The sequence below is a fragment of the Pseudomonas sp. NBRC 111138 genome, assembly GCF_001320835.1.
Classification (GTDB): Bacteria; Pseudomonadota; Gammaproteobacteria; order Pseudomonadales; family Pseudomonadaceae; genus Aquipseudomonas; species Aquipseudomonas paracarnis.
In genome coordinates, this window is the sequence record NZ_BCBO01000001.1 from 1 (window position 1) to 24,186 (window position 24,186).

Genomic DNA, 24,186 nt, shown 5'->3' on the forward strand with positions numbered 1-24,186 from the left:
GAACGCCAAAAAAGCCACACCGTAGATAATCATGGTTGTTGTCCTCAAAGTGCTCGTTCGAAATTGTTGTTTTTGTGCTTCGAAAGCCTTGGGTACTGCGTTATCGGTGGCGGCGTTCCTCCTCTTGCAGCAGGGCCTGCAAGGTGTCCAGGCGGGCGCCTTCGCAGGCGATCACCGTGCCCTGTTCAAACACCCGGCGTGACAGACCGGTGAGCACCGCGCCCGGAGGCAGTTCGATTTGCAGGCGCACACCACGCTCGTAAGCGCTTTGCACCGTGCCGCGCCAATCGACGACGCGGCACATATTGAAGGCCAGGTCGTCACGCAGTTGTTCGGGGTTGTGGATAGGTCGCGCGCGGGTGCTGCTCAGGTAAGTAATGCGCGGCGCCTTGAGTGGGACGAAGGCTTGGAACAGTGCCTGGGCGGGTTGCTCCAGCAACGGGCAGTGAGACGGCACGCTGACGGCCAGGCGCTTGGCGAAACCGTTGCCTTTGATGCGTTCGGCAACTCGCTTCATCGCCTCGTTGCTGCCGGCGATGACGGTCTGGTTGTCGGCATTGATATTGGCCAGATACACCGGCGTATGCGGGCTGTGGATATCCGCCAGCAAGGCCTCGACGCTGGAAAGATCAGGGCCGATCAGCGCCGTCATGCCATAGCCCTGTGGATAAGCCTGCTGCATCAGTTCACCACGCAGGCTGACCAGTTTTATCGCATCAGCGAAGTCCAGGGCCCCGGCCATCACCGCGGCTGGGTAGGCGCCGATGGACAGGCCCGCCACATAATCCGGCGTGCACTCTAATTGCCGGGCATGGGCCACGCCGGCGATCAACAGGCACAGTTGCACAGCCCGCGTCGATTCAAGCGCCTGCGCCGAGTCGAGCCGACGAACGTCTTCACCCAGGGCATCGCTGGCCTCTTGCAGAATGTCGGCCGGCAACACCTGGAGCATGCCGCTGCGTTGGGCGCCCTGCCCCGGAAACACCAGAAGGCTGCTCATGCCACGGCCTGCCAAGGGTCGAGCACAAGGTGCGCACCGCTGACGGTCTTGAGCAGTACACGGCGTGAGGGGCCGGCCCATTCGCGCAACGCGACGGCGCCGAAAGGGGTTTGCAGTTGCAGGTCGACGGCACAAGGCGCGGTGTCCAGGATCGCCAACAGCGCTCGCGCCTCGCTACGATCCAGGGGCTTGGGCGTGCACAGGATCAAATCCAGATCACTGTTGGCATGCAGCGCTTCAATGCCACTGGCCAATTCAAACCCGGCACTGCCGCTGACGCCCCAATCTTGCGGCGCCAGCACCGGCCGCAGTTGATCGAGGGCCCGCAGCGCCGGTAAATCCCGTGGTGAGACCGCCGCTCGCAAAGCTTGCGGCGCCACCCGCCGTTGCACCGCCGCCACGGGCATCTGGGCGGCAAAACGCTGCTCACGCAAACGCCCACGCACACCGACCGCCACATGGCCCGGCTCGGCGATGGCACGCCGCACCACTACCGGATGCCCGGCACGGATCGCGTCCCGCACCCAGGCCGGGGCATCGGCAGGCAGATGCGCCACGGTCATGCCCCAGAGTAAGTCGTGGGCGTTCACCATTGCTCCCGCAACAGCTGGCGCACTCGGCTGGAGGCGGCTCGGTTGGTGGCGCCGAGGCGTGAGCTCAAGTCGGTACTGCCGATATCCTTGACTGCCTGCACCAGGCAATCGCTGACTCGCGCCACGTCATCCGTCGTAGGTTGTTCAATCCGGGTGACTGACAACGTCTCCCACAGCAATCCCAGGCTGGCATAGCTGTCGATGTCATAGGCCATCGGCGGCACGCTGGCGGCCAGGGTTTCCAATTCCTCGACGCTGCGCAAGGTCACCCGGGCGGCCGAGGCTTTGCCCATGGCATGCACCATCACGCCAGGGTCGCGCAGGGCGATCAGGCGATTGGCCTGGTAGCCGTGGGCGAGGAACGCCCCCGACATGGCCTTGCCCACCAACAGGGCGATCACCGGGTGGCCGGCGAGCCGAGCGCGAGCGTAGCTGTCAGCGGCGGCGGCCAAGGCCTGATGAATGCCAAGAGCTTCTTCGCGACGACCATAGGCTTGGCTGGGTACGTCGACGATAGCGATGATGGGGCGCTTGTCACCCCGGGCGATGGCTTCGTCCACCGCCTTGGCCAAGCCCCAGCCTTCCAGTAGGCCGACTTCGCCATTGCGGGCGCGGGGGAAGCGGTTGTGCGGGTCGGGGACCACGGCGATATAGCGCACCGCCTGTTCACCCAACACACCATCCGCCACTTTCAATGAGCCCGGCAAACCTTCGACCGGCGTTGCGTTGGCGCTCAATGCGTTGAACCACTGCAAGCCTCTCATGAGCGTTCTCCCTGATACAGCGCGCGAACCGTCGCCGGCTCGATTTGCGCGCTCGCGTCCAGTTCGGCCAGGCGCGCCAGGTAAAAATCAGCGCGCCGGCTGCGCGGTTGTGTGGGCACGCCCTGCTGCAACAGTGTGCTGACGGTCTGCTGGATCTGCGCCACATCGTCGGCCACATAACGGTCGGCCAAGCCACTGTTGAAGCGCTGCTCGCCACCGGTAAGGCTCCAGATAAACGGGCGGTCGCGGGAGTCGTATTCCTCCAGGCCAGCCTCCTGCTCGATCACTTGCGGGCCATTCAAGCCCAGACGTGCTTCGCGAGTCACCACCAGGTAGCTGCACAAGCCAGCCGCGATGGACATGCCCCCAAAGCAACCGACACTGCCGGCCACCACGCCGATCACTGGCTGGTACTGGCGCAGGTCGACAATCGCCGCGTGAATGTCGGCAATGGCAGCCAAGCCCAGGTTGGCTTCCTGCAAGCGCACGCCGCCCGTTTCCAGCAGTAGCACCGCGCAGGTGGGGACGCCGTTGCGGTTGTCTTCGGCGGCCAGTTCCAAGGCGCCCGCGATTTTCGCACCGCCAACTTCACCCAGGCTGCCGCCCTGGAAATTACCTTCGATCGCGGCAATCACCACAGGCTTGGCGCCGATGCTGCCCTTGGCGATCACCACACCATCATCGGCCTGGGGCACCACGCCTTGGCGGCTGAGCCACGGCGACATGACCCGCTGGAACGGGTCGATCAACTCGCGGAAGGTGCCGGCATCTAACAGCGCCTTGGCGCGCTGTCGAGCGCCAAGTTCGACAAAGCTGTGTTTAGCGAGTAAGTCAGTCATGGCCGACCTCCTCGAAACCTTGCTCCAATCGCAAGCGCACCACACCGGGCGTGGCACCGAAGTCGTGGATATCAATGTTCAGGGCCGGTGGCGTCTGCTCCTGGAAGATGCGTTCGAACAGGTGCTGCCAGCGTTGCTGCGCGCCATTGACCGAGGTTTGCACCTGGATGGTCAAGGTGCCGGGCGTGCCCGGCTCCAGCAGCACTTCCAGGTCGCCCGAGCCGACGCAACCCACCAGCGCACGGCCTTTGGGGGGCTGCCCGGCGGGGAATTCAAAGGATAAGGTTTCCATCACAACGCTCCGTCGAGGCGGTCGATAAACAGGCAGGCGGCCAACAGGTCGGCGGCGCCGCCGGGGGAGGCATTCAAGGCCAGCAGTTGCAGGTCCAATTCATGCAGTTGGCGGCGTCCGGCCAGGGTTGCGCTGCCACCGGCGTCGAGCACAGCCTGGGCGCCCTGTTGCATGGTGGCCAGGCCTTCGGTACCGGCGCGGTAGAGCACGCAGGTGTCTGCCAGGTCCGTCATGATCGCCAGCAAAGCATCCAGCCGGGCGTTCTGCTCACCGGCGTTTTCGCGGCGGCTCTTGTGCAGTTGCGGCAGGCCGCGTTGGGTCACCGAGGGGAAGCCAAGCTGCGCCTCTTCACGGGCACCACGTGCGCCGTAGCGTTGGGCGACCTGGGCGCCATGGCTCATGGGCTGCGGGGAGAAGCGGTCGTTGAGCAGGGCCAGCTTGGCGGCGGTCAGGGTTATGGTGCGGGGCTCCAGGGCCGCCGCAGCGGTAAGCAACCCCAGGGCCCAGATCGCACCGCGATGGGTGTTCACGCCCTGGGTGGTGGCGAGCATGGCCTGCTCACCTTCCCGGCCAATACGCCCGAGCGCTTCGCGCAGGGGCAGGCCGACTTCGCCGATGTCGAGCGCGGCCTCGGCCATTTCCTTGAACATCGGCCACAGCGACAGCGCCGAGGCGTGCATCAGCCCCAGGTGCAAATCGCTGTGGGCGCCGTTGCCGCGCCGGTCTACCAGAGCGGGTTTAGGCGACAAATCCGCTTCGTCGATCAGCGCATCCACGGCCATATCCGCCAGGCGATCGGCCAGGCTCAGTTCATGCTGTTTGAGCGCGCGCATTTACCAGCTCCTGAATTTGGCGGGCGGGTTGTAGAGGCCACCAGACCAGTCCACCAGGTCGGCCACGCTCTTGGCGGCCAACAACTCGCGGGTGGCGTCGGTGCGGCGAATACCCAAGTCTTCGGGCAAGGCAATCAAGCCTTCGCGGCGCATGCGCGCAGTGTCCTTGGGGTTGTGGCGCATACCGATGGCGGTCACCCCGGCGACGGCGGCGATCATCGCCTGACGTTCTTCCAGGGAGCGTGCCTTGTACAGGTAGGCGATGCCTTCTTCGGTGAGCAAATGGGTAACGTCGTCGCCGTAGATCATGATGGGCGCCAGGGGCATACCGCTTTTGCGGGCCACTTCCACCGCGTCGAGAGTGTCGACAAAGGTCGGTTTGCCGCCTTCCTGGAAGGTCTCGACCATTTGCACCACGAGTTTTTTGCCGCGTTCAAGCAAGGCTTCGGGGGCATCGTCGTGGCGCATATCCAGCCAGGCCGGTGTGCCATGACGGCGGCCGCGTGGGTCGTGGCCCATGTTCGGCGCGCCACCGAAACCGGCGAGGCGGCCACGGGTCACGGTGCTGGAATGCCCGTCGCCATCCACTTGCAGGGTGGCGCCGATAAACAGGTCCACGGCGTATTGGCCGGCGAGTTGGCAGAACATGCGGTTGGAGCGCATCGAGCCATCGCGGCCGGTGAAGAACACATCCGGGCGTGCGGCAATATAGTTTTCCATGCCCAGTTCGGTGCCGAAGCAATGCACGCTTTCTACCCAACCGCTTTCAATCGCCGGGATCAATGTGGGGTGCGGGTTGAGGGTCCAGTTGCGGCAGATCTTGCCTTTGAGGCCCAGGGATTCGCCGTAGGTGGGCAGGATCAATTCGATGGCAGCCGTGTTGAAGCCGATGCCATGGTTGAGCGACTGCACATTGTGTTTTTCGTAGATGCCACGGATCGCCATCATCGCCATCAACACATGCACCGGCTTGATATGGCGCGGGTCGCGGGTGAACAGCGGTTCGATGTAGAACGGCTTGTCGGCCACCACCACGAAATCGACCCAGCTTGCGGGGATGTCGACGCGGGGCAAGTCGGTGACGTCATCCACCAACTGGTTGACTTGCACGATGACGATGCCATCGCTGAAGGCGGCGGGTTCGATCAGCGCCGGGGTGTCTTCGGTGCTGGCGCCGGTGTAAATGTTACCGGCACGGTCGGCCATGAAACCAGCGGAGAGCACCACGTTGGGGATCAGGTCCACCACCAGCCGCGCATAGAGCTCGATGTAGGTATGAATCGCGCCGATCTCCAGCATGCCGTCTTCCAGCAACTGGCTGATGCGCAGGGATTGGGTGCCAGCGAAAGAGAAATCCAGCTTGCGGGCAATGCCCTTTTCAAACAGGTCCAGGTGCTCGGAACGGCCCACGCTGGGCATGATCATGTGCAAATCGTGGAGCTTGGCGGGGTCGGCCTTGGCCAGGGAGCGCGAGAGGAAGTCGGCCTGCTTCTGGTTGTTGCCCTCCAGCACTACGCGGTCGCCGGGGAGGATCAAGGCTTCAAGGGCCTCGACGATCTTGTCACTGGGCAACACCGCCCCGTCTGCGTATTTTTTGACCAGCCCGAGCCGCCGCTGCTTCTCGTCGCGCCGCCGCGTCCAGCGCGAGTCGGGGGTGATGGTTGTTGTCATGGTCGCTCCACGGGGGGTTGCTGTCGTGGGGCTTACCTTAGGAGTGAAGCGTTAAGGCATCAATCAAGCTGGAGGACGAACCGTTACGCCTGGAGTAACGAAGATCAAACTGTGGGAGCTGGCTTGCCTGCGTTGATGGTAGGTCGTGCATAACTGATCGTTCCCACGCGTGGGCATGCATCCTGTGACGCTCTGCGTCCCCCTTATGCTGACTGGCTGGACGCGGAGCGTCCCCGGCGGCATTCCCACGCGGAGCGTGTGAACGATCAGTCAGGCCAGGCCGGACTCTACCAGCAGCGCTTCAAGCCCCATCAAGTCCGGCACCTTCGCCACCTGCTCCCCCACTTGCACCGCCGCCTCCTCGAGCGTTCGCCCGTCACGCTGGCTTCGCCGCAGGCCGCTTCAAAGCTGGTCAGCGGAATCTGCCGATCGCGCCACGTGACCTGGCGGCGCATAACTGATCGTTCCCACGCTCCGCGTGGGCATGCATCCTGTGACGCTCTGCGTCACCCTTATGCTGACTGGCGGGACGCGGAGCGTCCCCGGCGGCATTCCTACGCGGAGCGTGTGAACGATCAGTCAGGCCAGGCCGGACTCTACCAGCAGCGCTTCAAGCCCCATCAAGTCCGGCACCTTCGCCACCTGCTCCCCCACTTGCACTGCCGCCAGTTCCAGCGGGCACAGGGGCACGTCCACGTAGCTCAATTCGCTGTCGAGCTTGTACGAGCGGGGAATACCCTGGATCACCAGGGCAATGAACTTCAACGTGGGCCTGCCACCCAACGCATTCAACACCACGATCCTCGAGCGTTCGCCCGTCACGCTGGCTTCGCCGCAGGCCGCTTCAAAGCTGATCAGCGGAATCTGTCGATCGCGCCAAGTGACCTGCCGCAGGTACCACGGCGGCGCATCGCTGGCCGGTTCGCCACGCTGGAAATCGATCAGTTCGGCCACGGCAACGTTGGGCAGCACCAAGTGGCGGTCGGCCAGGGGCAGCAGCAGGCCGGTGAGTTGGCTGGTGCGGTGTTCAAGCATGGGACTTGCTCCAGTAGGCGATGCTCTCCAGCAGCACCGACTCTTGGTACGGCTTGCCGAGGTAGTCGTTGACGCCAATGGCCATGGCGCGGTCGCGGTGTTTCTGGCCGGTGCGTGAGGTGATCATGATGATCGGCAAGCGCATCAGGCGTGGGTCGTTGCGTATCTGAATGGCCACTTCGAAGCCGTCCATGCGCGGCATTTCGATGTCGAGCAGCATCAAGTCCGGGGTGTGTTCTTCCAGGATGGCGAGGGCGTCGATACCGTCCTTGGCGGTGAGCACGTTCATGCCGTTGCGCTCCAGCAGGCGGCTGGTGACTTTGCGCACAGTGACCGAGTCGTCCACCACCAGCACCAGCAGCGGGCGTTTTTTCAGTGGGTCGTTGAGGATCAGCGGCGCATCCACTGCCTGGGCCGGCAAGGCCGGTTGCCGAGCGCGGATGTGCGCCAGCAGGTCGATGATCAGCACCACATGGCCGTCGCCCAGGATGGTCGCGCCGGTCACGCCCTGCACCCCGGAGAATTGCGGGCCCAGGCCCTTGACCACGATCTCGCGGGTACCGGCCATGGCATCCACGTGCACCGCCACGCGGCGTTCATTGCAGTGCACCAGCAGCACCGGCACCGGCTGGTACTGGCCCAGCAGTTTAGGGCGGCTGGCGGTGTGCAGCAGGTCACCGAGGTAGAACAACTCGTAGCGCTGGCCGGCGTATTCATAGTGCGGCGGGTCTTGCTGGTAGTGCCCCGCCAATTCGTGGGGCAGCACGCGCACCAGGCCTTCGATGGTGTTGAGAGGGATCGCGTATTGGTCGTCCGCGCAGTGCACCATCAGCGCACGATTGACCGACACGGTAAACGGCAGGCGAATGCGAAAATGCACGCCCATGCCCGGCGTCGAGTCGATCACCATCGAGCCGCCGAGCTGGCGCACTTCTTCATGCACCACGTCCATGCCCACGCCGCGCCCGGAAATCTGGGTGATTTTTTCGGCGGTGGAAAAGCCCGGCTGCAGGATGAACTGCAACACGTCACGGTCGCTGATCTCTTGATGGGGGGCGAGCAGGCCGCGCTTGATCGCCTTGCGTCGCACCGCTTCGAGGGGTACACCCGCGCCGTCGTCACGCATGTCGAAGACGATGTCGCCGCCTTCGTGGGTCAGGTCCAGGGTGATGCGGCCCTTCTCCGGTTTACCCGCAGCCAGCCGCACTTCGCGGGACTCCAGGCCGTGGTCGACCGCGTTGCGCAGCATATGCTCCAAGGGGGCCGCCATGCGTTCCAGCACATTGCGGTCCATCTCGCCTTCGGCATTGCCGACGATAAACTCCACGTCCTTGCCCAACTCGCCCGCCACTTGCCGCACGATGCGCTTGAGGCGTGGCAACATGCGCTCGAAAGGCACCATGCGCGTGCGCATCAGGCCTTCCTGCAATTCGGTGTTGATGCGTGCCTGTTGCTGCAGCAGGTTGTAGGCATCCTGGTTGCGACGCTCAAGGGTCTCTTTTAGATCGAGCAGGTCGGAGGCAGATTCGGACAGCGCACGGGCCAGCTGTTGCAGCTGCGAGTGGCGGTCCATTTCCAGCGGGTCGAACTCTTCGTAGCCCAGGCGTTCGGCCTCGGCTTGCTGGCGGCTCAAGAGGCGGCCCTGGGTTTCGCTGTCGAGCCGGCGCAATTGGTCGCGCATGCGCTCGATGGTGGTTTCCATCTCACTCAAGGCAATGCGCGCATCCTTGACTTGCTGCTCGATACGCCCACGGAAGATCGAAGTTTCGCCGGCCAGGTTGACCAGGTCATCGAGCAAGTCGGCAGAGATTTTCACCATGTCGGCGGCCGGGTCGGCGACCGCTTCGGCCTTGCCCGCCGGCAGCGCCACCGGTGTGACCGGCTCATCACTGGGGTGCACCAGGCTCTTGATGCGCTCGATGAGTTTATCCACCGAACCCACCGGCAATCCCTCGGCCACGGCGTCGATCATTTGCGCCAGGCGATCATGGCAACCTTGCAGCAGTGCGAACAACTCAGGGGTCGGCGCGAGCAAACCGGCGGAAAGCCCTTCGTAGAGAAATTCCAGCTCATGGGCCAGATCGCCGATCGGCCCGATCTCGACCATGCGTGCACCGCCCTTGAGGGTGTGCAGGTCACGCAGCAGGGTTTCCACTTCCTGGCGATTGCCCGGCTCGTCCTGCCAGCGCAAAAGCGCGCTGCCTGAGCTGTCGAGGATATCGGCGGCTTCTTCGAGGAATATATCCAGCAATTCCGGGTCGGCACCCGAGGCTGGCGCCACCGCAGCCGGCGCTGCCGGGCTGCTGGCCTGGCGCAATTCCCGCAGCCTTTCGACCAGTTCGGCGCCGTCACTCAGGGGTTGCTGTTGTTGCAGCTCTTCCAATTGTTGAGCCAAGCGTTCGTGGCTGGCCATCAGTGCCTGGGATAGCTCGACAGAGTAGCTATAGCGGCGGTCCACCAGCCCCTCATAAACGCATTCCAGCTCGTGGGCCAAGTCGCCCACCGGGTCGATTTCGGCCATGCGCGCGCCGCCCTTGAGGGTGTGCAGATCCCGCTGCAACGAGGACAAGGGCGCAGCGCTGTCGGGCTCCAGTAACCATCGCTTGAGCGACTGGCCGGCGCTGTCGAGGATGTCTACGGCCTCCTCAAGGAAGATCTCAACAATCTCGTCGTCCATCGCGGTGGCGTGATCCAGCTGCGCGGTGGCCGCGCCCAATTCGGAGATACTCAGGGCGCGGCTGCCGTCGCTTTTGATCAGGCCTGTGGCGGACGGGTCTAAGGCTTCGTCCAGCAACGCGCGTAACGCCTGCAGCCGTGCAGGCGCGGGGCTGATTTCCTGGCCGGCGGCCAACTGGTCGAGCATGTTGATCAGCGCGTCGTGGGCCTGTTCAGCCTCTTGGAAGAACCGGGCGCTGACCGCCAGGCTGCTTTCCTCTACCGCGCCATACAGGTCGAGCAAGGCTTCGCACAACGCGTCGATAGGGTGCAGGTCGGCAAGGTGAGCGCCCTCGCCCAACGTAGTCAGCTCGTCCAGCAATGCCGTGAGTTCCTGACGGTCGCCGGGGTGCTGCTGCCAGCGGCGCAGCAGGCTTTCGGCGTCGAGCAGGATGTCCATGCCCTGGGCCAGGAAGTTGGTGATCAAGTGCGGGTCACGCTTGACGTGCAGGCCGGTCGTGGGCGCGTCGAGCAAGGCGGCAAGTTGATGCTCCAGCAGGTGTTGGGTGCGGCTGATCACGCTGGCCGCGCCGTGGATCGGCGCCAGGGGATTGTTGTCCAGGTCACGCACCCCGCGCTGGAACAGCCCTTGTGCCTCAAGCAACAACGCCACTTCGTCCTTGCCCAGCGGCACGCGGTGGGCCTTGTACTCACGGGTGAGGTGATCCAGCGGGCGCGCCAGTTCGGCAATGGGCAACACGCCGGCCATGTAGGCGCTGCCCTTGAGGGTGTGCAAGGCGCGTTGCAGTTCATCGCTGACCTGCAGCGGCACCTGCTCGGCGGCCTGTTGCAGGAAGTGGTCGAGGCTGTCCAGATGGCCCAGGGCTTCGTTGCGGAAGATCTCCAGCAGCATTGGGTCATGGGGCTCGGTGGTCGACGTTGCAGCACCACTGGCCAGGGCATGGGCACGGGCGGCCAAGGCGTCGACTTCATCGCGCTGGCGCTGGTCGTCGCTGGCGAAATCGGCGATCAGCTCCGGCAGCAGGGCCACGGCCTCATCCAACACCTGCCGCACCTCAGGGCCAAGGACCACACTGCGTTCCAGCACGCGATTGAGCAGGTTCTCCACGGCCCAGGCCAGCTCGGCCAGCACCAGGGCGCGCACCATGCGGCCGCTGCCCTTGAGGGTATGGAAAGCCCGGCGCATTTCGCCCTGGGCGGCTTTGTCCGCGCTGTCGGGCAGGTAGCGATGCAACACGTCGAGGACTTCATCGGTTTCTTCAAGGAAGACTTCGCGCAGTTCATCGTCAATCGGTTCTTCGCCGGCCGGCGGCGGCAACAGGCTACCGGGACGCTGCAAGGCTGGAGGGTTGAGACGTGATGCAGGGCTGGCCAAGGCATCGAACTGGGATTGGTTTGGCGCAGCCTCGGTGGACAGCGCCCCCTCGGGCGCAGCCAGGGCCTGCCGCCAGGTTTTTTCCACCGGCAGGTAGCCCAATGCATTCAAGCCCTGGGTGGCCAATTCCAGCACTTTTTCCCCTGCCGCGTCAGGGTCTTGAAGCATGCGCTCAAGGTAATACTCCAGGCTGCTGACCACCTCGGCGAAATGCGCCAGTTGAGCCGCCGAAGGTACGGCCTCGCTGATCATCAATTGCTCGTCGACGTAATCGGTGCAACCGCGCATCAGGCTCGCCGCACGCGGCAAGGGAATCATCGCCAGGGCACCACGCACCTGGCTCAGTAGCTCGGGCAAGGACTCCAGGCGCTGACGATCCCAATCAGCCTCAATGCAGTCGATCACCAGCTCCTTGGCTTGGCGCAGGCACTGGCACGACTCACGAATCACCAACTGATGGATCTGGGTCAGGTCGGTGGTGGGCAAGCGGCTGTCTTCACGGCTTTGCGGTTCGACGGTGCCGATCATCCCGGCCAACGTCGCTTCGACATACAGCAACGCGCCGGCCACATCCATCAACACCGCGTCATTGGGTTCGCGCTGCCCCTGGACCAGGCTCAACACCACGGCGAGTTGGTCGATGATCACTTTGCGCGGCTGGCCGAAACCCAGCACCGCGAGGGTATCGGCTATCTGCCGCAACGGCGCCAGCAACGGATCGAGGTCCTGGGTGTGCTGGCGATCACTGCGCACGAACAGATCCAGGCGTTCCTTGACCCGCACCAGTTCCTCACACAACGCCCCGAGTACCGAGCCCATGGCATTGCGATCCGGCCCGGCCAGCCGTGCACGTTCAGCATCGACCACGGCGCTGTCGGGCAAGGCTTCGTCCAAGCCGTAGCGCTCCTTCAGGCTCTGCATGCGCGGCGTCGGCCGGGTGACTTTGGCGACGTAGAACAACAGGCTCTTGAGCAACTCGTCCGGTGCCGGCTGGTTGATGCCATTGATGCCTTGAACCAGCAAGCGCTTGAGTTGCTTGTCGCTGGCCTTGAGCAGGCTGCGCAGCGCCGGGCTGTTGGCGACCACGCCGGTGAGCATGCCTTCGACCAGCGCCGAGGTGACCTGCCACAACGGCAGCAGCGGCGCACCCTGGCACAGCGCTTCAAGGCGTGCGAACACCCGCGCCATGTCTTCCAGGTTGCTGGGGCCGTGGTCTTCACGCAGCAACCCGGCGAGGGCTTGTTGCAGCAGGTGGCGCCATTGGCGCAACTGCTCATGCAGATCCGGCGTGGCCCGTTGGGCCAGGGCTTGCTCAGGCAACGGCTCGATCGATAGCAGTTGCGGGCTGAACAGGCTGGTTTCCGATAGCAGGCTTTCACCACGGGCGCTGCGCAGGTCGTTGAGCAGCGGTAGCACCACCAGCGGCAAGTCGCGGCGGGCACTGTGCACGCGGTCGAGGTACAGCGGCAGTTGGCCGAGGGCTTGTTGCAGCAGCCGGATACCTTCATCGCGTTGGCCAACGTGCCCGGCCTGTAGTGCCAGGGCCAGTTCCTCGATTTCTTCGGCCAGCAGCGCCGCGCCGTAGAACTCGACTATTTGCAGCGCGCCATGTACCTGGTGAATACCGGCCAGGCATTCGTTTAGAGCGTCGTCGTCATGGGTTTCAACGTACGCGTCCAGGGCCGACCGGGCCTGTTTCAGGGTTTCGGCAATATCGCCCTTGACCCATTCGAGGGCCACGTAGTCGTGCCGATCAACCATAACTGCTCCGCTTAGAATTCATGAGTTGCTGGTATCTCACAAACAATGGAGATCCGATGTGGGAGCTGGCTTGCCTGCGATAGCGGTGGGTCAGCACTATTTCTGTATCTGACAGACCGCTATCGCAGGCAAGCCAGCTGCCATAGTTGGACTGTGGTGTTCTTCAGGTCGTATTTCAATCATCGACCTGCTTGGGCGGCGGCAAGGTGAAACCCGATACCGACCTGCGCAACTGGCTGGCCATCTTCGCCAGGTTACCAATGCTTTCTGCGGTGGCGGTGGAACCCGACGACGTCTGGGTGGTGATCTGCTGGATCACGTTCATGGTCAGGGAAATCTGCCCCGCCGATGAGGTCTGTTGCTGCGCCGCGTTGGAAATACTCTGGATCAGCGCTGCCAGGGTTTTGGACACGCCTTCGATCTCTTCCAGCGCCACCCCGGCGTCCTGGGCCAGGCGTGCGCCGCGCACCACTTCGGTGGTGGTCTGCTCCATGGAAATCACCGCTTCGTTGGTGTCGGCCTGGATGGTGCGCACCAGGGTTTCGATCTGCCGGGTGGCTGCCGAGGAGCGTTCGGCCAACCGTTGCACTTCATCGGCCACCACCGCAAAACCGCGCCCGGCGTCACCGGCCATGCTGGCCTGGATCGCGGCGTTGAGAGCGAGGATGTTGGTCTGGTCGGCGATGTCGTCGATCAGGCTGATGATGTCGCCAATTTCCTGGGACGATTCGCCCAAACGCTTGATGCGCTTGGCGGTGTCCTGGATCTGCTCGCGAATGTTGTCCATGCCGTGGATGGTGTTGTGCACCACCTCGTTGCCTTTGTTGGCGATCTCTACCGAACGTTCAGCTACCGCCGAGGATTCGGCCGCGTTGGCCGACACCTGGTCGATGGACTGCGCCATCTGATTGATCGCCGTGGACGCTTCGGCAATCTGCTGGGCCTGATGCTCCGACGCCTGGGCCAGGTGCATGGCGGTGGCCTGGGTGTCCTGCACCGCACCGGCGACCTGCCCGGCAGTGAGGTTGATGGTGGCGACCAGGTCGCGCAGTTGGTCCACGGAATAGTTGATGGAGTCTGCGATGGTGCCGGTGAAGTCTTCGGTGACCGAGGCGGTGACGGTGAGGTCGCCGTCAGCCAGGTCTTCGATTTCATCCAGCAGGCGCATGATCGCGTTCTGGTTGCGCTCGTTCTTCTGCGCGGTTTCATGCAGTTGGCGGTTGGTCTCACGCACCATGACCAGGCCGATCAGGATGATCGAGGCCAGCGCCAGCAAGCCCAGCACGTAACCGCCGATGGTGTCGAAGCTGCGCCCGCTGGCGAGGTTTTCAAAACCCGTGGCCAGGTGCGAGGCTTCATCGAGCAGGGTTTGCGACAGGTTGAAAATATTGCTCGCCGAGGCGCGCACCTGGAACAACTGCGGCGAGGTCTCGAGAATTTCATCCACGGAGCCGGAGACAAATTCGAACAGCTCGGCGATGTCCGCCAGCCGCGCCCGGGCATCCGGGTCTTCGACCTGGGTGATACGCAGCCCCGGGTTGCCGTTGAGCATGCCATTGAGCACCACGCCAAAACGGTTGGCATCGCGACCGAAGGCATCGGCGGCCTGCCCGGCGGTTTCATCCCCCGCCAGCACCGTGTTGACCGCCCCCAGGATACGTTCGGCCAGCAGCGACTGGCGTTGGGCCAAGGCTACCTGGCTGGCCGGGGCGCCGCGTTGCAGCAGGATATCCACGACTTTTTCCGACTCGATCTGCAGTTGCGGTACGGTTTCGGCCAGGGTCGCCGCCACCTGGTGCAACGACAACACGGTCTGCTCGCTGGCCAGGATGGCGTCGGTGTTTTTCAGCAACGCCTCCCAGTCGGTCTGCACCGCCCGCATTTCGGCGCGCACCGCACTGGGCGCCGCCGGTAAGCCGGTTTGCGGGTCACCTTTTTTCAGGTAGCCCCAGCGCTGGGCAAAATCGTTGCGCGCATCGCCCAGCAGCTTGAACGCCGCCGCTTTCCCGGCAGCGGCCTCGGTGGCGTTCTTGGCAATGCGCTGGGACAGCACGCGCAGCTCACCGGCGTGGCCGATGTACTGTTTATCGTAGGTGGACTGGGTGTTGAGGTACGCGAAGTTGGCGAACAGCAGCATGATGAACACGATCAAGGCGATAAACAGCACGATGATCTGCGAACGGCTGCGCGAAGCGGCCTGGGGTTTGGGCGTGGTAGCGGTGCTCATGCGGCAACATCCATGAAGCCAGGGGCCTGGGCCAGGGCGAAGGGGCTGAAGACTTGCCACGGCGGGTCGCCGTCGAACTGGCCCTGAATAAACGGCGCGCTCGAGGCAGCGCTCGCCACCCAGGCATCCAATGGGAAATGCTGCATGCCTACCACCTCATCTACCAGCAGCCCGACAAACAGGTCGTTGAACTCCACCACCAGCACCCGCCGTTGCTTGCGCGCCCTGGACAACTCAAGGCCCAGGAAACCGCCCAGGTCCATCACCGGAAGCAAGCGCCCGCGCAGGTTGGCCACGCCCTTGACCCAGGGCTTGACCCCCGGCATCAAGGTGCAACGTGGCTCATGCAACACCTCGGCGACTTCGCCCATGGGCGCCACGTAGGCGTTTGGCCCTATGCGGAAAGCGATGCCGCTCCAGCGTTGCAGGCGCGTTTCCTGGGACGGCAGGTCCGCGGCCAGCAAGCGGCAGCGGCGGTCGATGTCCAGCAGCAGCTCGAAGGCGGTTTGCGACTCGGTCATGATCGCAAGCCTTAGCCGGCCAGCACCTTTTTCAGGGTGGCAATCAGGGTTTCTTCATCCACAGGCTTGGTCAGGTAGTCCTTGGCGCCCTGGCGTGCGCCCCAGATCTTGTCGGTTTCCTGATCCTTGGTGGTGATGATGATGATCGGGATACCGTTGGTTTCCGGCTCCTTGGACAACTGGCGCGTGGCCTGGAAGCCGTTGAGGCCGGGCATCACGATATCCATCAGCACCGCGTCGGGCTTTTCCTGGCGGGCCAGGGCCACGCCGTCCGCGCCGTTTTCGGCCTTGAGCACCTGGTGGCCATGCTTTTCCAGCATGCCGGTGAGTTTGTACATTTCGGTCGGCGAATCGTCGACGATCAGAACACGTGCCATGGTTTTCCCCGCTACATTGGTCGGCGCCGGCCCTCGTGAGGCGGCGTCAGTGTGCTTGTTCTACTGCGGCGAACCCAGGCACGTAGGCCTTGATCGCCCCCAGCAGTTCTTCCTTGCTGAAAGGCTTGGTCAAAAATTGATCGACACCCACGATGCGCCCCTTGGCCTTGTCGAACAGGCCGTCCTTGGAAGACAACATGATCACCGGGATCGACTTGAACGCCGGGTTGTTCTTCACCAGGGCGCAGGTCTGGTAGCCATCCAGGCGCGGCATCATGATGTCGACAAAGATAATGTGCGGGTGATGATCAACAATACGGGCCAGGGCGTCGAAACCGTCGATCGCCGTGATGACCTCGCACCCCATGTTCTTCAACAGCGTCTCGGCGGTGCGGCGGATCGTTTTCGAATCGTCGATCACCATCACCTTCAAGGCGTTGGAATGCTGTTCCATATCTGCTCTACCATCGCCACAGCGAATCGGTTTTCGGTGTGTACTGCCTGATGTTGCACAGGATGAACGCCGCAAGCCTTGGAATTCAAGGGCTGCTGCGCCGTGCCAGCCTTTTTAGCACAGTCTCCTGGCGCAATCTATCGAGGCACCCGCCCAGTGGTTTTTCCTTGACCCACAACAGCCGCAGCGCCACTCTGACGCCACTTTTATGCGCCCTAATTTGCTAGAGGAAATCCCCATGAGCGTTCGCGTCGGCATTGTCATGGACCCTATCGCCAGCATTTCCTATAAAAAGGACAGTTCGCTGGCCATGCTCCTGGCCGCCCAGGCCCGCGGCTGGACCTTGTTCTATATGGAGCAGCGCGACCTTTACCAGGGTGACGGCGAGGCCCGCGCACGCATGCGCCCGCTGCAGGTGTTTGCCAACCCCGAGAAGTGGTTCGAGCTTTCTGACGAAATCGACAGCCCGCTGAGCGACCTCGACGTGATCCTGATGCGCAAGGATCCGCCGTTCGACATGGAATTTGTGTACTCCACCTACCTGCTGGAGCAGGCCGAACGCGCGGGCGTGTTGATCGTCAACAAGCCGCAAAGCCTGCGCGACTGTAATGAAAAACTGTTCGCCACCCTGTTCCCGCAGTGCACGCCACCGACCGTGGTCAGCCGCCGCGCCGATGTACTGCGTGAATTCGCCGCCAAGCATGGCGACGTGATCCTCAAGCCGCTGGACGGCATGGGCGGCACCTCGATCTTCCGTCACCGCGCCGGCGACCCGAACCTGTCGGTGATCCTCGAAACCCTGACCGCCCTGGGCACCCAGCAGATCATGGGCCAGGCCTACCTGCCGGCGATCAAGGATGGCGACAAGCGTATCCTGATGATTGACGGCGAGCCGGTGGATTATTGCCTGGCGCGCATCCCGGCAGCCGGCGAGACCCGTGGCAACCTGGCCGCCGGTGGTCGCGGTGAAGCGCGGCCATTATCAGAAAAAGACCGCTGGATTGCCGCTCAAGTCGGTCCAACCCTGCGGGAAAAAGGTCTGCTATTTGTCGGACTAGACGTAATTGGCGAGAACCTCACTGAAATCAACGTCACCAGCCCGACCTGTATTCGCGAGATCGACAACGCATTTGGCACGAACATCGGCGAAATGCTGATGGTCGCCATTGAACGCAAGCTACAAGCCAAGTGACATAGAACAGCCGGACACCTACCAACATTGCGTTATCATGCGCCACCTGTGAAACGCGCGATGTTGGTTTTCTTGTCATGACACTCCCGTCCGATCTGCCCCCCGAATTCTCCCCCAGCGGCGTGCGCCCGGCCGATCGTCTCGGTTTTACCCTGTTTCTCGCTGCCTTGATTCATCTCGCCCTGCTCCTGGGTGTGGGGTTCACCCTGGTCGAACCCAAGCAGATCACCAAGACCCTGGAAATCACTCTCGCCACGTTCAAGAGCGAAAAGAAGCCCGAAAAGGCTGACTTTCTCGCCCAGGACAACCAACAGGGCAGCGGCACCCTCGACAAGAAAGCCGTGCCCAAGACCACCGAGGTAGCGCCCTTCCATGACAACCAGGTCAAGAAGGTCACTCCGCCGCCAGCGCCCAAGCCTGAGGTCAGGCAGGCCACGCCCAAGGCTGCGGTGACAACTGTCGCGCCCAAACCGCAAAAAGCCCCGACCCAGCGCGAAAAGGCCAAGACCGAACCCAAGCCCGAGCCAGTGAAACCTGCGCCGACGTTCGACAGTTCGACGTTATCCGACGAAATTTCCAGCCTGGAAGCCGAACTGGCTCATGAGCAACAGCTTTATGCCAAGCGCCCGCGCATCTACCGTCTGAACGCCGCCTCAACCATGCGCGATAAAGGTGCCTGGTATAAGGACGAGTGGCGCAAGAAGGTCGAACGCATCGGCAACCTCAATTACCCGGACGAGGCGCGGCGCCAACAGATTTATGGCAATTTGCGCTTGCTGGTGTCGATCAACCGTGACGGCTCGCTGTATGAGGTGCAGGTGCTGGAGTCCTCCGGCCAGCCGCTGCTGGACCAGGCTGCGCAACGCATCGTGCGCCTGGCCGCGCCCTTTGCGCCGTTCAGCGGCGACTTGAGCGACGTGGACCGCCTGGAAATCATCCGCACCTGGCGGTTCGCCAAGGGCGACCGGTTGTCCAGCAACTGATCGCACAGATCGTTCCCACGCTCCGCGTGGGAATGCCGCCATGGGCGCTCTGCGTCTGCTCTTGGGACGCGGAGCGCCCCGGGATGCATTCCCACGCGGAGCGTGGGAACGATCAGCGATCAGGCTCGCGCCCGCACTTGTCAGTTCGTCCCTCCAACGCCACACTAGCGGACATGAAAAACGTCAGCCCGACCTACCTCAAGCACCAATTCCTGATCGCCATGCCCCATATGGCCGACCCGAACTTTGCGCAGACCTTGACCTACATCGTCGAGCACACGGCCAATGGTGCAATGGGGTTGGTGGTCAACCGCCCGCAGGAGCTGAACCTGGCCGATATCCTTGAGCAACTGCGCCCGGAGATCGACCCGCCGGCGCGTTGCCAGGGCGTACCGATCTACATCGGCGGGCCGGTGCAGACCGATCGCGGTTTTGTGCTGCACCCCACCGGGCCCAAGTTCCAGGCCACGGTAGACCTTGAGGGTGTGTCATTGTCCACATCCCAGGACGTGCTGTTCGCCATCGCCGACGGCGTCGGCCCTGAGCAAAGTGTGATCACCCTGGGCTACGCCGGTTGGGAAGCCGGGCAACTGGAGGCCGAACTGGCCAGCAATGCCTGGCTGACCTGCCCGTTCGACGCTGACATCCTGTTCAACACCGCCAGCGAACTGCGCCTGGAAGCGGCAGCAGCCAAGCTGCGGGTCAACCTCAGCCTGCTGACCAGCCAGGCGGGGCACGCCTGATGGCCTTGCGTCTGATCCTCGGTTTTGACTACGGCACCAAACAGATCGGCGTAGCGGTTGGCCAGGTCATCACCGGCCAGGCCCGCGAGCTGTGCACCCTCAAGGCCCAGAACGGCGTGCCGGACTGGAACCAGGTCGAAGCCCTGATCAAAGAGTGGAAGCCTGACGCGGTAGTGGTCGGCCTGCCCCTGAACATGGATGGCACCCCCAGTGACATGTGCCTGCGCGCCGAGAAGTTCGCGCGCCGCCTCAATGGCCGCTACAACCTGCCCTTCTATACCCATGACGAACGCCTCACCACCTTCGAAGCCAAGGGGGAGCGCCGCGACCGTGGCGGGCAAAAGGGCAGTTACCGCGACAACCCGGTAGACGCCATCGCCGCGGCCTTGCTGTTGCAGGGCTGGCTGGATGAAAACACCGCTTTATTTGAATCCTGACCCGCCGCGATCCTGTGGAAGCGGGCTTGCCCGCGAAGAACGTTAACGATACCGCGAGAAGGCTGGATGAACGCGGTGCCCATGAGTTTTTCGCGAGCAAGCTCGCTCCTACACACTTGATAAGGAGCCACCATGAGCTTGCCGAACCCTGCCGAACTGATCAGCCAGATGGCGATACGCCTCAAGGCGCACCTGGAACACCGTGCCATCAGCGAACCGCGTTTTATCGGCATACGCACCGGTGGCGTGTGGGTAGCCCAGGCATTGCTGGAAGCACTGGGCAGCGATTCGCCCCTGGGCACCCTGGACGTGTCCTTCTACCGCGACGATTTCAGCCAGAACGGCCTGCATCCACAAGTGCGCCCTTCGGCCCTGCCCTTCGAGATCGAAGGCCAGCACCTGGTACTGATCGACGACGTGCTGATGAGCGGCCGCACCATCCGCGCCGCCATGAACGAACTGTTCGACTATGGCCGCCCGGCCAGCGTGACCCTGGTGTGCCTGCTGGACCTGGATGCCGGCGAACTACCGATCAGCCCGGACGTCGTAGGCGCGACCCTGTCGCTTGCCCCCCAGCAGCGGGTAAAATTGTCCGGTCCTACGCCGCTCGAACTCGAACTGCAAGACCTTGCCCTTTAAACCGCCTTGTAAAGAGTCCCCGCGATGACGCCTCTAGATGCCAAGCGCCCGCTGCAGCTCAATGCTCAGGGCCAGTTGCAACACTTCTTGTCCCTCGACGGTTTGCCCCGCGAACTGCTCACCGAAATCCTCGACACCGCCGATTCGTTCCTGGAAGTCGGTGGCCGGGCAGTGAAGAAAGTCCCGCTGTTGCGCGGCAAAACCATCTGCAACGTGTTCTTCGAGAACTCCACCCGCACCCGCACCACCTTTGAACTGGCGGCCCAGCGGCTGTCGGCCGATGTGATCACGTTGAACGTGTCCACCTCGTCGGCGAGCAAGGGCGAAACCCTGCTCGATACCCTGCGCAACCTGGAAGCCATGGCAGCCGACATGTTCGTGGTACGCCACGGCGACTCCGGCGCTGCGCATTTCATCGCCGAGCATGTGTGCCCGAACGTGGCGATCATCAATGGCGGCGACGGCCGTCACGCGCACCCGACCCAGGGCATGCTCGACATGCTCACCATTCGTCGGCACAAGGGCAGCTTTGAAAACCTCTCGGTAGCCATCGTCGGCGACATCATGCATTCGAGGGTTGCACGTTCGAACATGCTGGCTCTCAAGGCCCTGGGTTGCCCGGATATCCGCGTGATCGCGCCCAAGACTCTGTTGCCAATCGGCATCGAACAGTATGGCGTGAAGGTCTACACCGACATGGCCGAGGGCCTCAAGGATGTGGACGTAGTGATCATGCTGCGCCTGCAACGCGAGCGCATGGCCGGGGGCTTGTTGCCCAGCGAAGGTGAGTTCTACCGCCTGTTCGGCCTGACCACCGCACGCCTGGCCATGGCCAAGCCGGATGCAATCGTGATGCACCCGGGGCCGATCAACCGCGGTGTGGAAATTGAGTCGGCGGTGGCCGATGGCCCGCAGTCGGTGATTCTCAACCAAGTGACCTACGGCATCGCCGTGCGCATGGCCGTGCTGTCCATGGCCATGAGCGGGCAAACCGCGCAACGTCAATTCGAGCAGGAGCAGGCCCAGTGAAGCTCAGCATTCTCGGCGCCCGAGTCATCGACCCGGCCAGTGGCCTGGACCAAGTTACCGATCTACACCTGGACGCCGGCAAGATCGTCGCCATGGGCTCCGCCCCCGCAGGCTTCAACGCCGGCCAGAGCATCGATGCCAAGGGCCTGGTGGCCGCGCCTGGGCTGGTGGACCTGAATGTCGCACTGCGCGAGCCGGGCTACAGCCGCAAAGGCAATATCGCCAGCGAAACCCAGGCCGCCGCGGCCGGTGGCGTGACCAGCCTGTGTTGCCCGCCCAACACCAAGCCGGTGCTGGACACGTCGGCCGTGACCGAGCTGATCCTTGACCGCGCCCGCGAAGCCGGCAACTGCAAAGTGTTTCCCATTGGTGCCTTGAGCAAGGGCCTGGATGGCGAACAACTCGCCGAATTGATCGCCCTGCGTGACGCCGGTTGCGTGGCCTTCGGCAATGGCCTGGAAAGCTTTCGCAGCACGCGCACCTTGTGCCGCGCCCTGGAATACGCGGCCACCTTCGACTTGACGGTGATCTTCCATTCCCAGGACCGCGACCTGGCCGAAGGCGGCCTGGCCCACGAAGGCGCAGTGGCCAGCTTCCTCGGCCTGCCGGGCATTCCGGAAACAGCAGAAACCGTGGCTCTCGCTCGTGACCTGTTGCTGGTGGAACAAAGCGGCGCGCGTGCGCATTTCAGCCAGTTGACCAGCGCCCGGGGCGTGGCTCTGATCGCCCAGGCCCAGGCCCGTGGCTTGCGGGTCACCGCGGATGTCGCCCTGTACCAACTGATCCTGACGGATGAGGCGCTGATCGACTTCTCCAGCCTGTACCACGTACAGCCCCCGCTGCGCACCAAGGCTGACCGTGACGGTTTGCGTGCGGCGGTGAAGTCGGGCGTGGTGTCGGCGATTTCCAGCCATCACCAACCTCACGAGCGAGACGCCAAGCTGGCACCGTTTGGCGCGACCGAGCCAGGCATCAGCAGCGTGGAGTTGTTGTTGCCACTGGCGATGACGCTGGTGGAAGACGGCTTGCTGGACCTGCCGACACTGCTGGCACGCCTGAGCGCCGGCCCGGCCGAGGCCCTGCGCTTGCCGGCAGGCCAGTTGGCGGTGGGTTCACCGGCGGACCTGGTGCTGTTCGACCTGGCAAGCTCGACGGTGGCTGGTGAGCGTTGGTTGTCCAAGGGCGAAAACTGCCCGTTCATCGGCCACAGCCTGCCGGCGACGGTGCGGTATACCTTGATGGATGGGCGGATCAGCTACCAGGCTTGACGCGCAAGCTCGTTCCCACGCTCTGCGTGGGAACGCATCCTGTGACGCTCTGCGTCAGCACTCCAAAGGTGGACGCGAAGCGTCCTGGGCTGCATTTCCACGCGGAGCGTGGGAACGATCAGTGCTCAGCGCCCGCTGTTGCGCTCGGCATTGCGGATCGAGATCTGCGTGTTCAGCGTCCAGAAGTCATACAGCACCCCGATCAGGAACAAACCGCCGGTCAGCAGGTAGATCAGGCCGGTGATCCATTTGCCCTGGTACATACGGTGCACACCAAACACCCCCAGGAACGCCAACAGAATCCACGCCACGCTGTATTCAATCGGCCCTGCGGTAAACCGCAGGTCGGCTTCACGGTCCATGGCCGGGATCAGGAACAAGTCGATCAACCAGCCAATGCCGAACAAGCCGAAGGTGAAAAACCAGATCGTGCCCGTCACAGGCTTGCCGTAATAAAAGCGATGAGCCCCGGTAAAACCGAAAATCCACAGCAGGTAACCAATCGCCTTGCTGTGGGTGTCTTGCTGCTGAGCAACCTGTTGATAGGTGTTCATGAAGGACCTCTTTTGCTTCGATAGATAAATTTTTTCATTTTCTTTGTGACTTTTTTACGGGCGCCCGACGTACGGCAAATGGTATCGTCCTGCCCTCAAAGCCTTGTAGCGCCTGACTTGTGTAGGACAATTGCGGCGAATCGTCGCGTTTTTCCTGAATTTGACCCCAAGGTTCAGTCGACAAACGGGCTGAGAACAGCACAAAAAGCTGTTATAAAGTTGCGCGCAAACCCATAAGAGCCACGCCTAATGCGACCATTTTTCAAGACATGGCTAACCATTTGCCTATTAATGCCACTGGCCGCCCACGCCACCAATCGTGAGCAACGACTTCCGAACGTTAACGGTTTCACCCCTAAAGTCCATAGCACGCCCAGCACTGCCAAATCGGCAAAGCCGACCGTCAGCCGCCCGACTCAACTGAGCAAGGCCCACGGCAAAGCGCTTTCCACCCAGTTGGCCGTGAACACCAAGCAAAGCAGCAACGTCTTGAGCCGTGCCGTCAACGTGCTCGGTACACCTTATCGTTGGGGCGGCAGCAGCCCAAGTAAAGGGTTCGACTGCAGCGGCCTGGTGAAATATGCATTTAACGATGTAAAAGCGGTGGACCTGCCACGCACTTCCAACGCCATGGCGGCCGGTCATGGGTTGAAGGTGGACCGTAAAGACCTGAAACCGGGCGACCTGTTGTTTTTCAAACTCAAGAGCCGCCAGGTCAATCATGTCGCCATCTACCTGGGCAACGACCGCTTTATCCACGCACCGCGCCGTGGCAAGTCGGTGAGCATCGACACACTGAAAAAGCCGTTCTGGGACAAGAACTACGTGATTGCCAAGCGGGTACTGCCTAAAGAGCAGAACAACAACCTGCGGATCGTGCAGCGCTAAGCAAGGCGCTACTGAAGCTCCCCATTTGAAATGCA

At 62.9% G+C, this 24,186-nt stretch carries 22 protein-coding genes; 8 read left to right on the forward strand and 14 right to left on the reverse strand.

Features of this window, described 5'->3' with window-relative positions; genetic code table 11:
• Positions 1-100: 100 nt before the first annotated feature.
• The 13 genes from mdcH to pilG all read right to left on the reverse strand — a co-directional run bounded on the left by mdcH (position 101) and on the right by pilG (position 16,418).
• Positions 101-1,000: a malonate decarboxylase subunit epsilon gene (mdcH, locus tag APH41_RS00005; protein ID WP_054916894.1), complete on the reverse strand. Its 900-nt coding sequence runs from the start codon at positions 998-1,000 to the stop codon at positions 101-103.
• Entirely contained in the window at positions 997-1,593 is a 597-nt protein-coding gene (locus APH41_RS00010; protein ID WP_054916895.1) for a malonate decarboxylase holo-ACP synthase, read from the reverse strand. Before APH41_RS00010 ends, mdcH begins: the two co-directional genes overlap by 4 nt.
• Positions 1,587-2,357 carry a biotin-independent malonate decarboxylase subunit gamma gene (gene mdcE / locus APH41_RS00015; RefSeq protein WP_054916897.1) on the reverse strand — a complete coding sequence of 257 codons (771 nt, stop codon included), beginning with the start codon at positions 2,355-2,357 and terminating at the stop codon, positions 1,587-1,589. The genes APH41_RS00010 and mdcE overlap by 7 nt, the downstream gene beginning before the upstream one ends.
• On the reverse strand, positions 2,354-3,196 hold the full coding sequence (locus APH41_RS00020; protein ID WP_054916899.1) for a biotin-independent malonate decarboxylase subunit beta: 843 nt from the start codon (positions 3,194-3,196) through the stop codon (positions 2,354-2,356). Before APH41_RS00020 ends, mdcE begins: the two co-directional genes overlap by 4 nt.
• Positions 3,189-3,488: a malonate decarboxylase subunit delta gene (locus APH41_RS00025; protein WP_054897567.1), complete on the reverse strand. Its 300-nt coding sequence runs from the start codon at positions 3,486-3,488 to the stop codon at positions 3,189-3,191. Before APH41_RS00025 ends, APH41_RS00020 begins: the two co-directional genes overlap by 8 nt.
• The gene (locus APH41_RS00030; protein ID WP_054916900.1) at positions 3,488-4,321 is read right to left on the reverse strand and encodes a triphosphoribosyl-dephospho-CoA synthase; all 834 of its coding nucleotides are present in this window, start codon (positions 4,319-4,321) and stop codon (positions 3,488-3,490) included. Before APH41_RS00030 ends, APH41_RS00025 begins: the two co-directional genes overlap by 1 nt.
• Positions 4,322-5,992 (reverse strand): malonate decarboxylase subunit alpha, encoded by a 1,671-nt coding sequence (mdcA, locus tag APH41_RS00035; RefSeq protein WP_054916902.1) that lies wholly within the window; start codon positions 5,990-5,992, stop codon positions 4,322-4,324.
• Between the two features lie 579 nt (positions 5,993-6,571).
• Complete coding sequence (locus tag APH41_RS00040) at positions 6,572-7,027, reverse strand: chemotaxis protein CheW (protein ID WP_034128932.1); 456 nt, start codon at positions 7,025-7,027, stop codon at positions 6,572-6,574.
• Positions 7,020-12,839, reverse strand: a complete 5,820-nt coding sequence (locus APH41_RS00045) for an Hpt domain-containing protein (protein ID WP_054916903.1) — start codon at positions 12,837-12,839, stop codon at positions 7,020-7,022. The genes APH41_RS00040 and APH41_RS00045 overlap by 8 nt, the downstream gene beginning before the upstream one ends.
• Positions 12,840-13,014: 175 nt before the next feature.
• Positions 13,015-15,066: a methyl-accepting chemotaxis protein gene (locus APH41_RS00050; RefSeq protein WP_034128934.1), complete on the reverse strand. Its 2,052-nt coding sequence runs from the start codon at positions 15,064-15,066 to the stop codon at positions 13,015-13,017.
• A complete protein-coding gene (locus APH41_RS00055; protein ID WP_034128935.1) occupies positions 15,063-15,587 on the reverse strand; it encodes a chemotaxis protein CheW in 525 nt (174 codons plus the stop codon). The genes APH41_RS00050 and APH41_RS00055 overlap by 4 nt, the downstream gene beginning before the upstream one ends.
• Positions 15,588-15,598: 11 nt before the next feature.
• Positions 15,599-15,964 carry a twitching motility response regulator PilH gene (gene pilH / locus APH41_RS00060; protein ID WP_054916905.1) on the reverse strand — a complete coding sequence of 122 codons (366 nt, stop codon included), beginning with the start codon at positions 15,962-15,964 and terminating at the stop codon, positions 15,599-15,601.
• Positions 15,965-16,010: 46 nt separating this feature from the next.
• Positions 16,011-16,418 carry a twitching motility response regulator PilG gene (pilG, locus tag APH41_RS00065; RefSeq protein ID WP_014720321.1) on the reverse strand — a complete coding sequence of 136 codons (408 nt, stop codon included), beginning with the start codon at positions 16,416-16,418 and terminating at the stop codon, positions 16,011-16,013.
• Positions 16,419-16,656: 238 nt separating this feature from the next.
• On the opposite strand from pilG, the gene gshB reads away from it, so the two are divergent.
• The 7 genes from gshB (at position 16,657) to APH41_RS00100 (ending at position 22,709) form a co-directional block, all read left to right on the forward strand.
• Positions 16,657-17,610, forward strand: coding sequence for a glutathione synthase (gene gshB / locus APH41_RS00070; protein ID WP_054897572.1), 954 nt, complete (start codon positions 16,657-16,659; stop codon positions 17,608-17,610).
• Between the two features lie 77 nt (positions 17,611-17,687).
• A complete protein-coding gene (locus tag APH41_RS00075) occupies positions 17,688-18,593 on the forward strand; it encodes an energy transducer TonB (protein WP_034128937.1) in 906 nt (301 codons plus the stop codon).
• Between the two features lie 173 nt (positions 18,594-18,766).
• Positions 18,767-19,336: a YqgE/AlgH family protein gene (locus tag APH41_RS00080; protein WP_017139445.1), complete on the forward strand. Its 570-nt coding sequence runs from the start codon at positions 18,767-18,769 to the stop codon at positions 19,334-19,336.
• The gene (ruvX, locus tag APH41_RS00085; protein ID WP_003195067.1) at positions 19,336-19,773 is read left to right on the forward strand and encodes a Holliday junction resolvase RuvX; all 438 of its coding nucleotides are present in this window, start codon (positions 19,336-19,338) and stop codon (positions 19,771-19,773) included. The genes APH41_RS00080 and ruvX overlap by 1 nt, the downstream gene beginning before the upstream one ends.
• A gap of 132 nt (positions 19,774-19,905) precedes the next feature.
• Positions 19,906-20,412, forward strand: a complete 507-nt coding sequence (pyrR, locus tag APH41_RS00090; RefSeq protein WP_019817751.1) for a bifunctional pyr operon transcriptional regulator/uracil phosphoribosyltransferase PyrR — start codon at positions 19,906-19,908, stop codon at positions 20,410-20,412.
• A 24-nt stretch (positions 20,413-20,436) separates the two neighbouring features.
• Entirely contained in the window at positions 20,437-21,441 is a 1,005-nt protein-coding gene (locus tag APH41_RS00095; RefSeq protein ID WP_054916907.1) for an aspartate carbamoyltransferase catalytic subunit, read from the forward strand.
• The gene (locus tag APH41_RS00100) at positions 21,438-22,709 is read left to right on the forward strand and encodes a dihydroorotase (RefSeq protein WP_054916910.1); all 1,272 of its coding nucleotides are present in this window, start codon (positions 21,438-21,440) and stop codon (positions 22,707-22,709) included. The genes APH41_RS00095 and APH41_RS00100 overlap by 4 nt, the downstream gene beginning before the upstream one ends.
• A gap of 125 nt (positions 22,710-22,834) precedes the next feature.
• Here APH41_RS00100 and APH41_RS00105 read toward each other — a convergent pair whose 3' ends face one another.
• Positions 22,835-23,263, reverse strand: a complete 429-nt coding sequence (locus tag APH41_RS00105) for a TM2 domain-containing protein (protein WP_054897575.1) — start codon at positions 23,261-23,263, stop codon at positions 22,835-22,837.
• A gap of 249 nt (positions 23,264-23,512) precedes the next feature.
• Here APH41_RS00105 and APH41_RS00110 point away from each other — a divergent pair, with 249 nt between their 5' ends.
• Positions 23,513-24,151, forward strand: coding sequence for a C40 family peptidase (locus APH41_RS00110; RefSeq protein WP_034128941.1), 639 nt, complete (start codon positions 23,513-23,515; stop codon positions 24,149-24,151).
• The last annotated feature ends 35 nt before the right edge of the window (positions 24,152-24,186 follow it).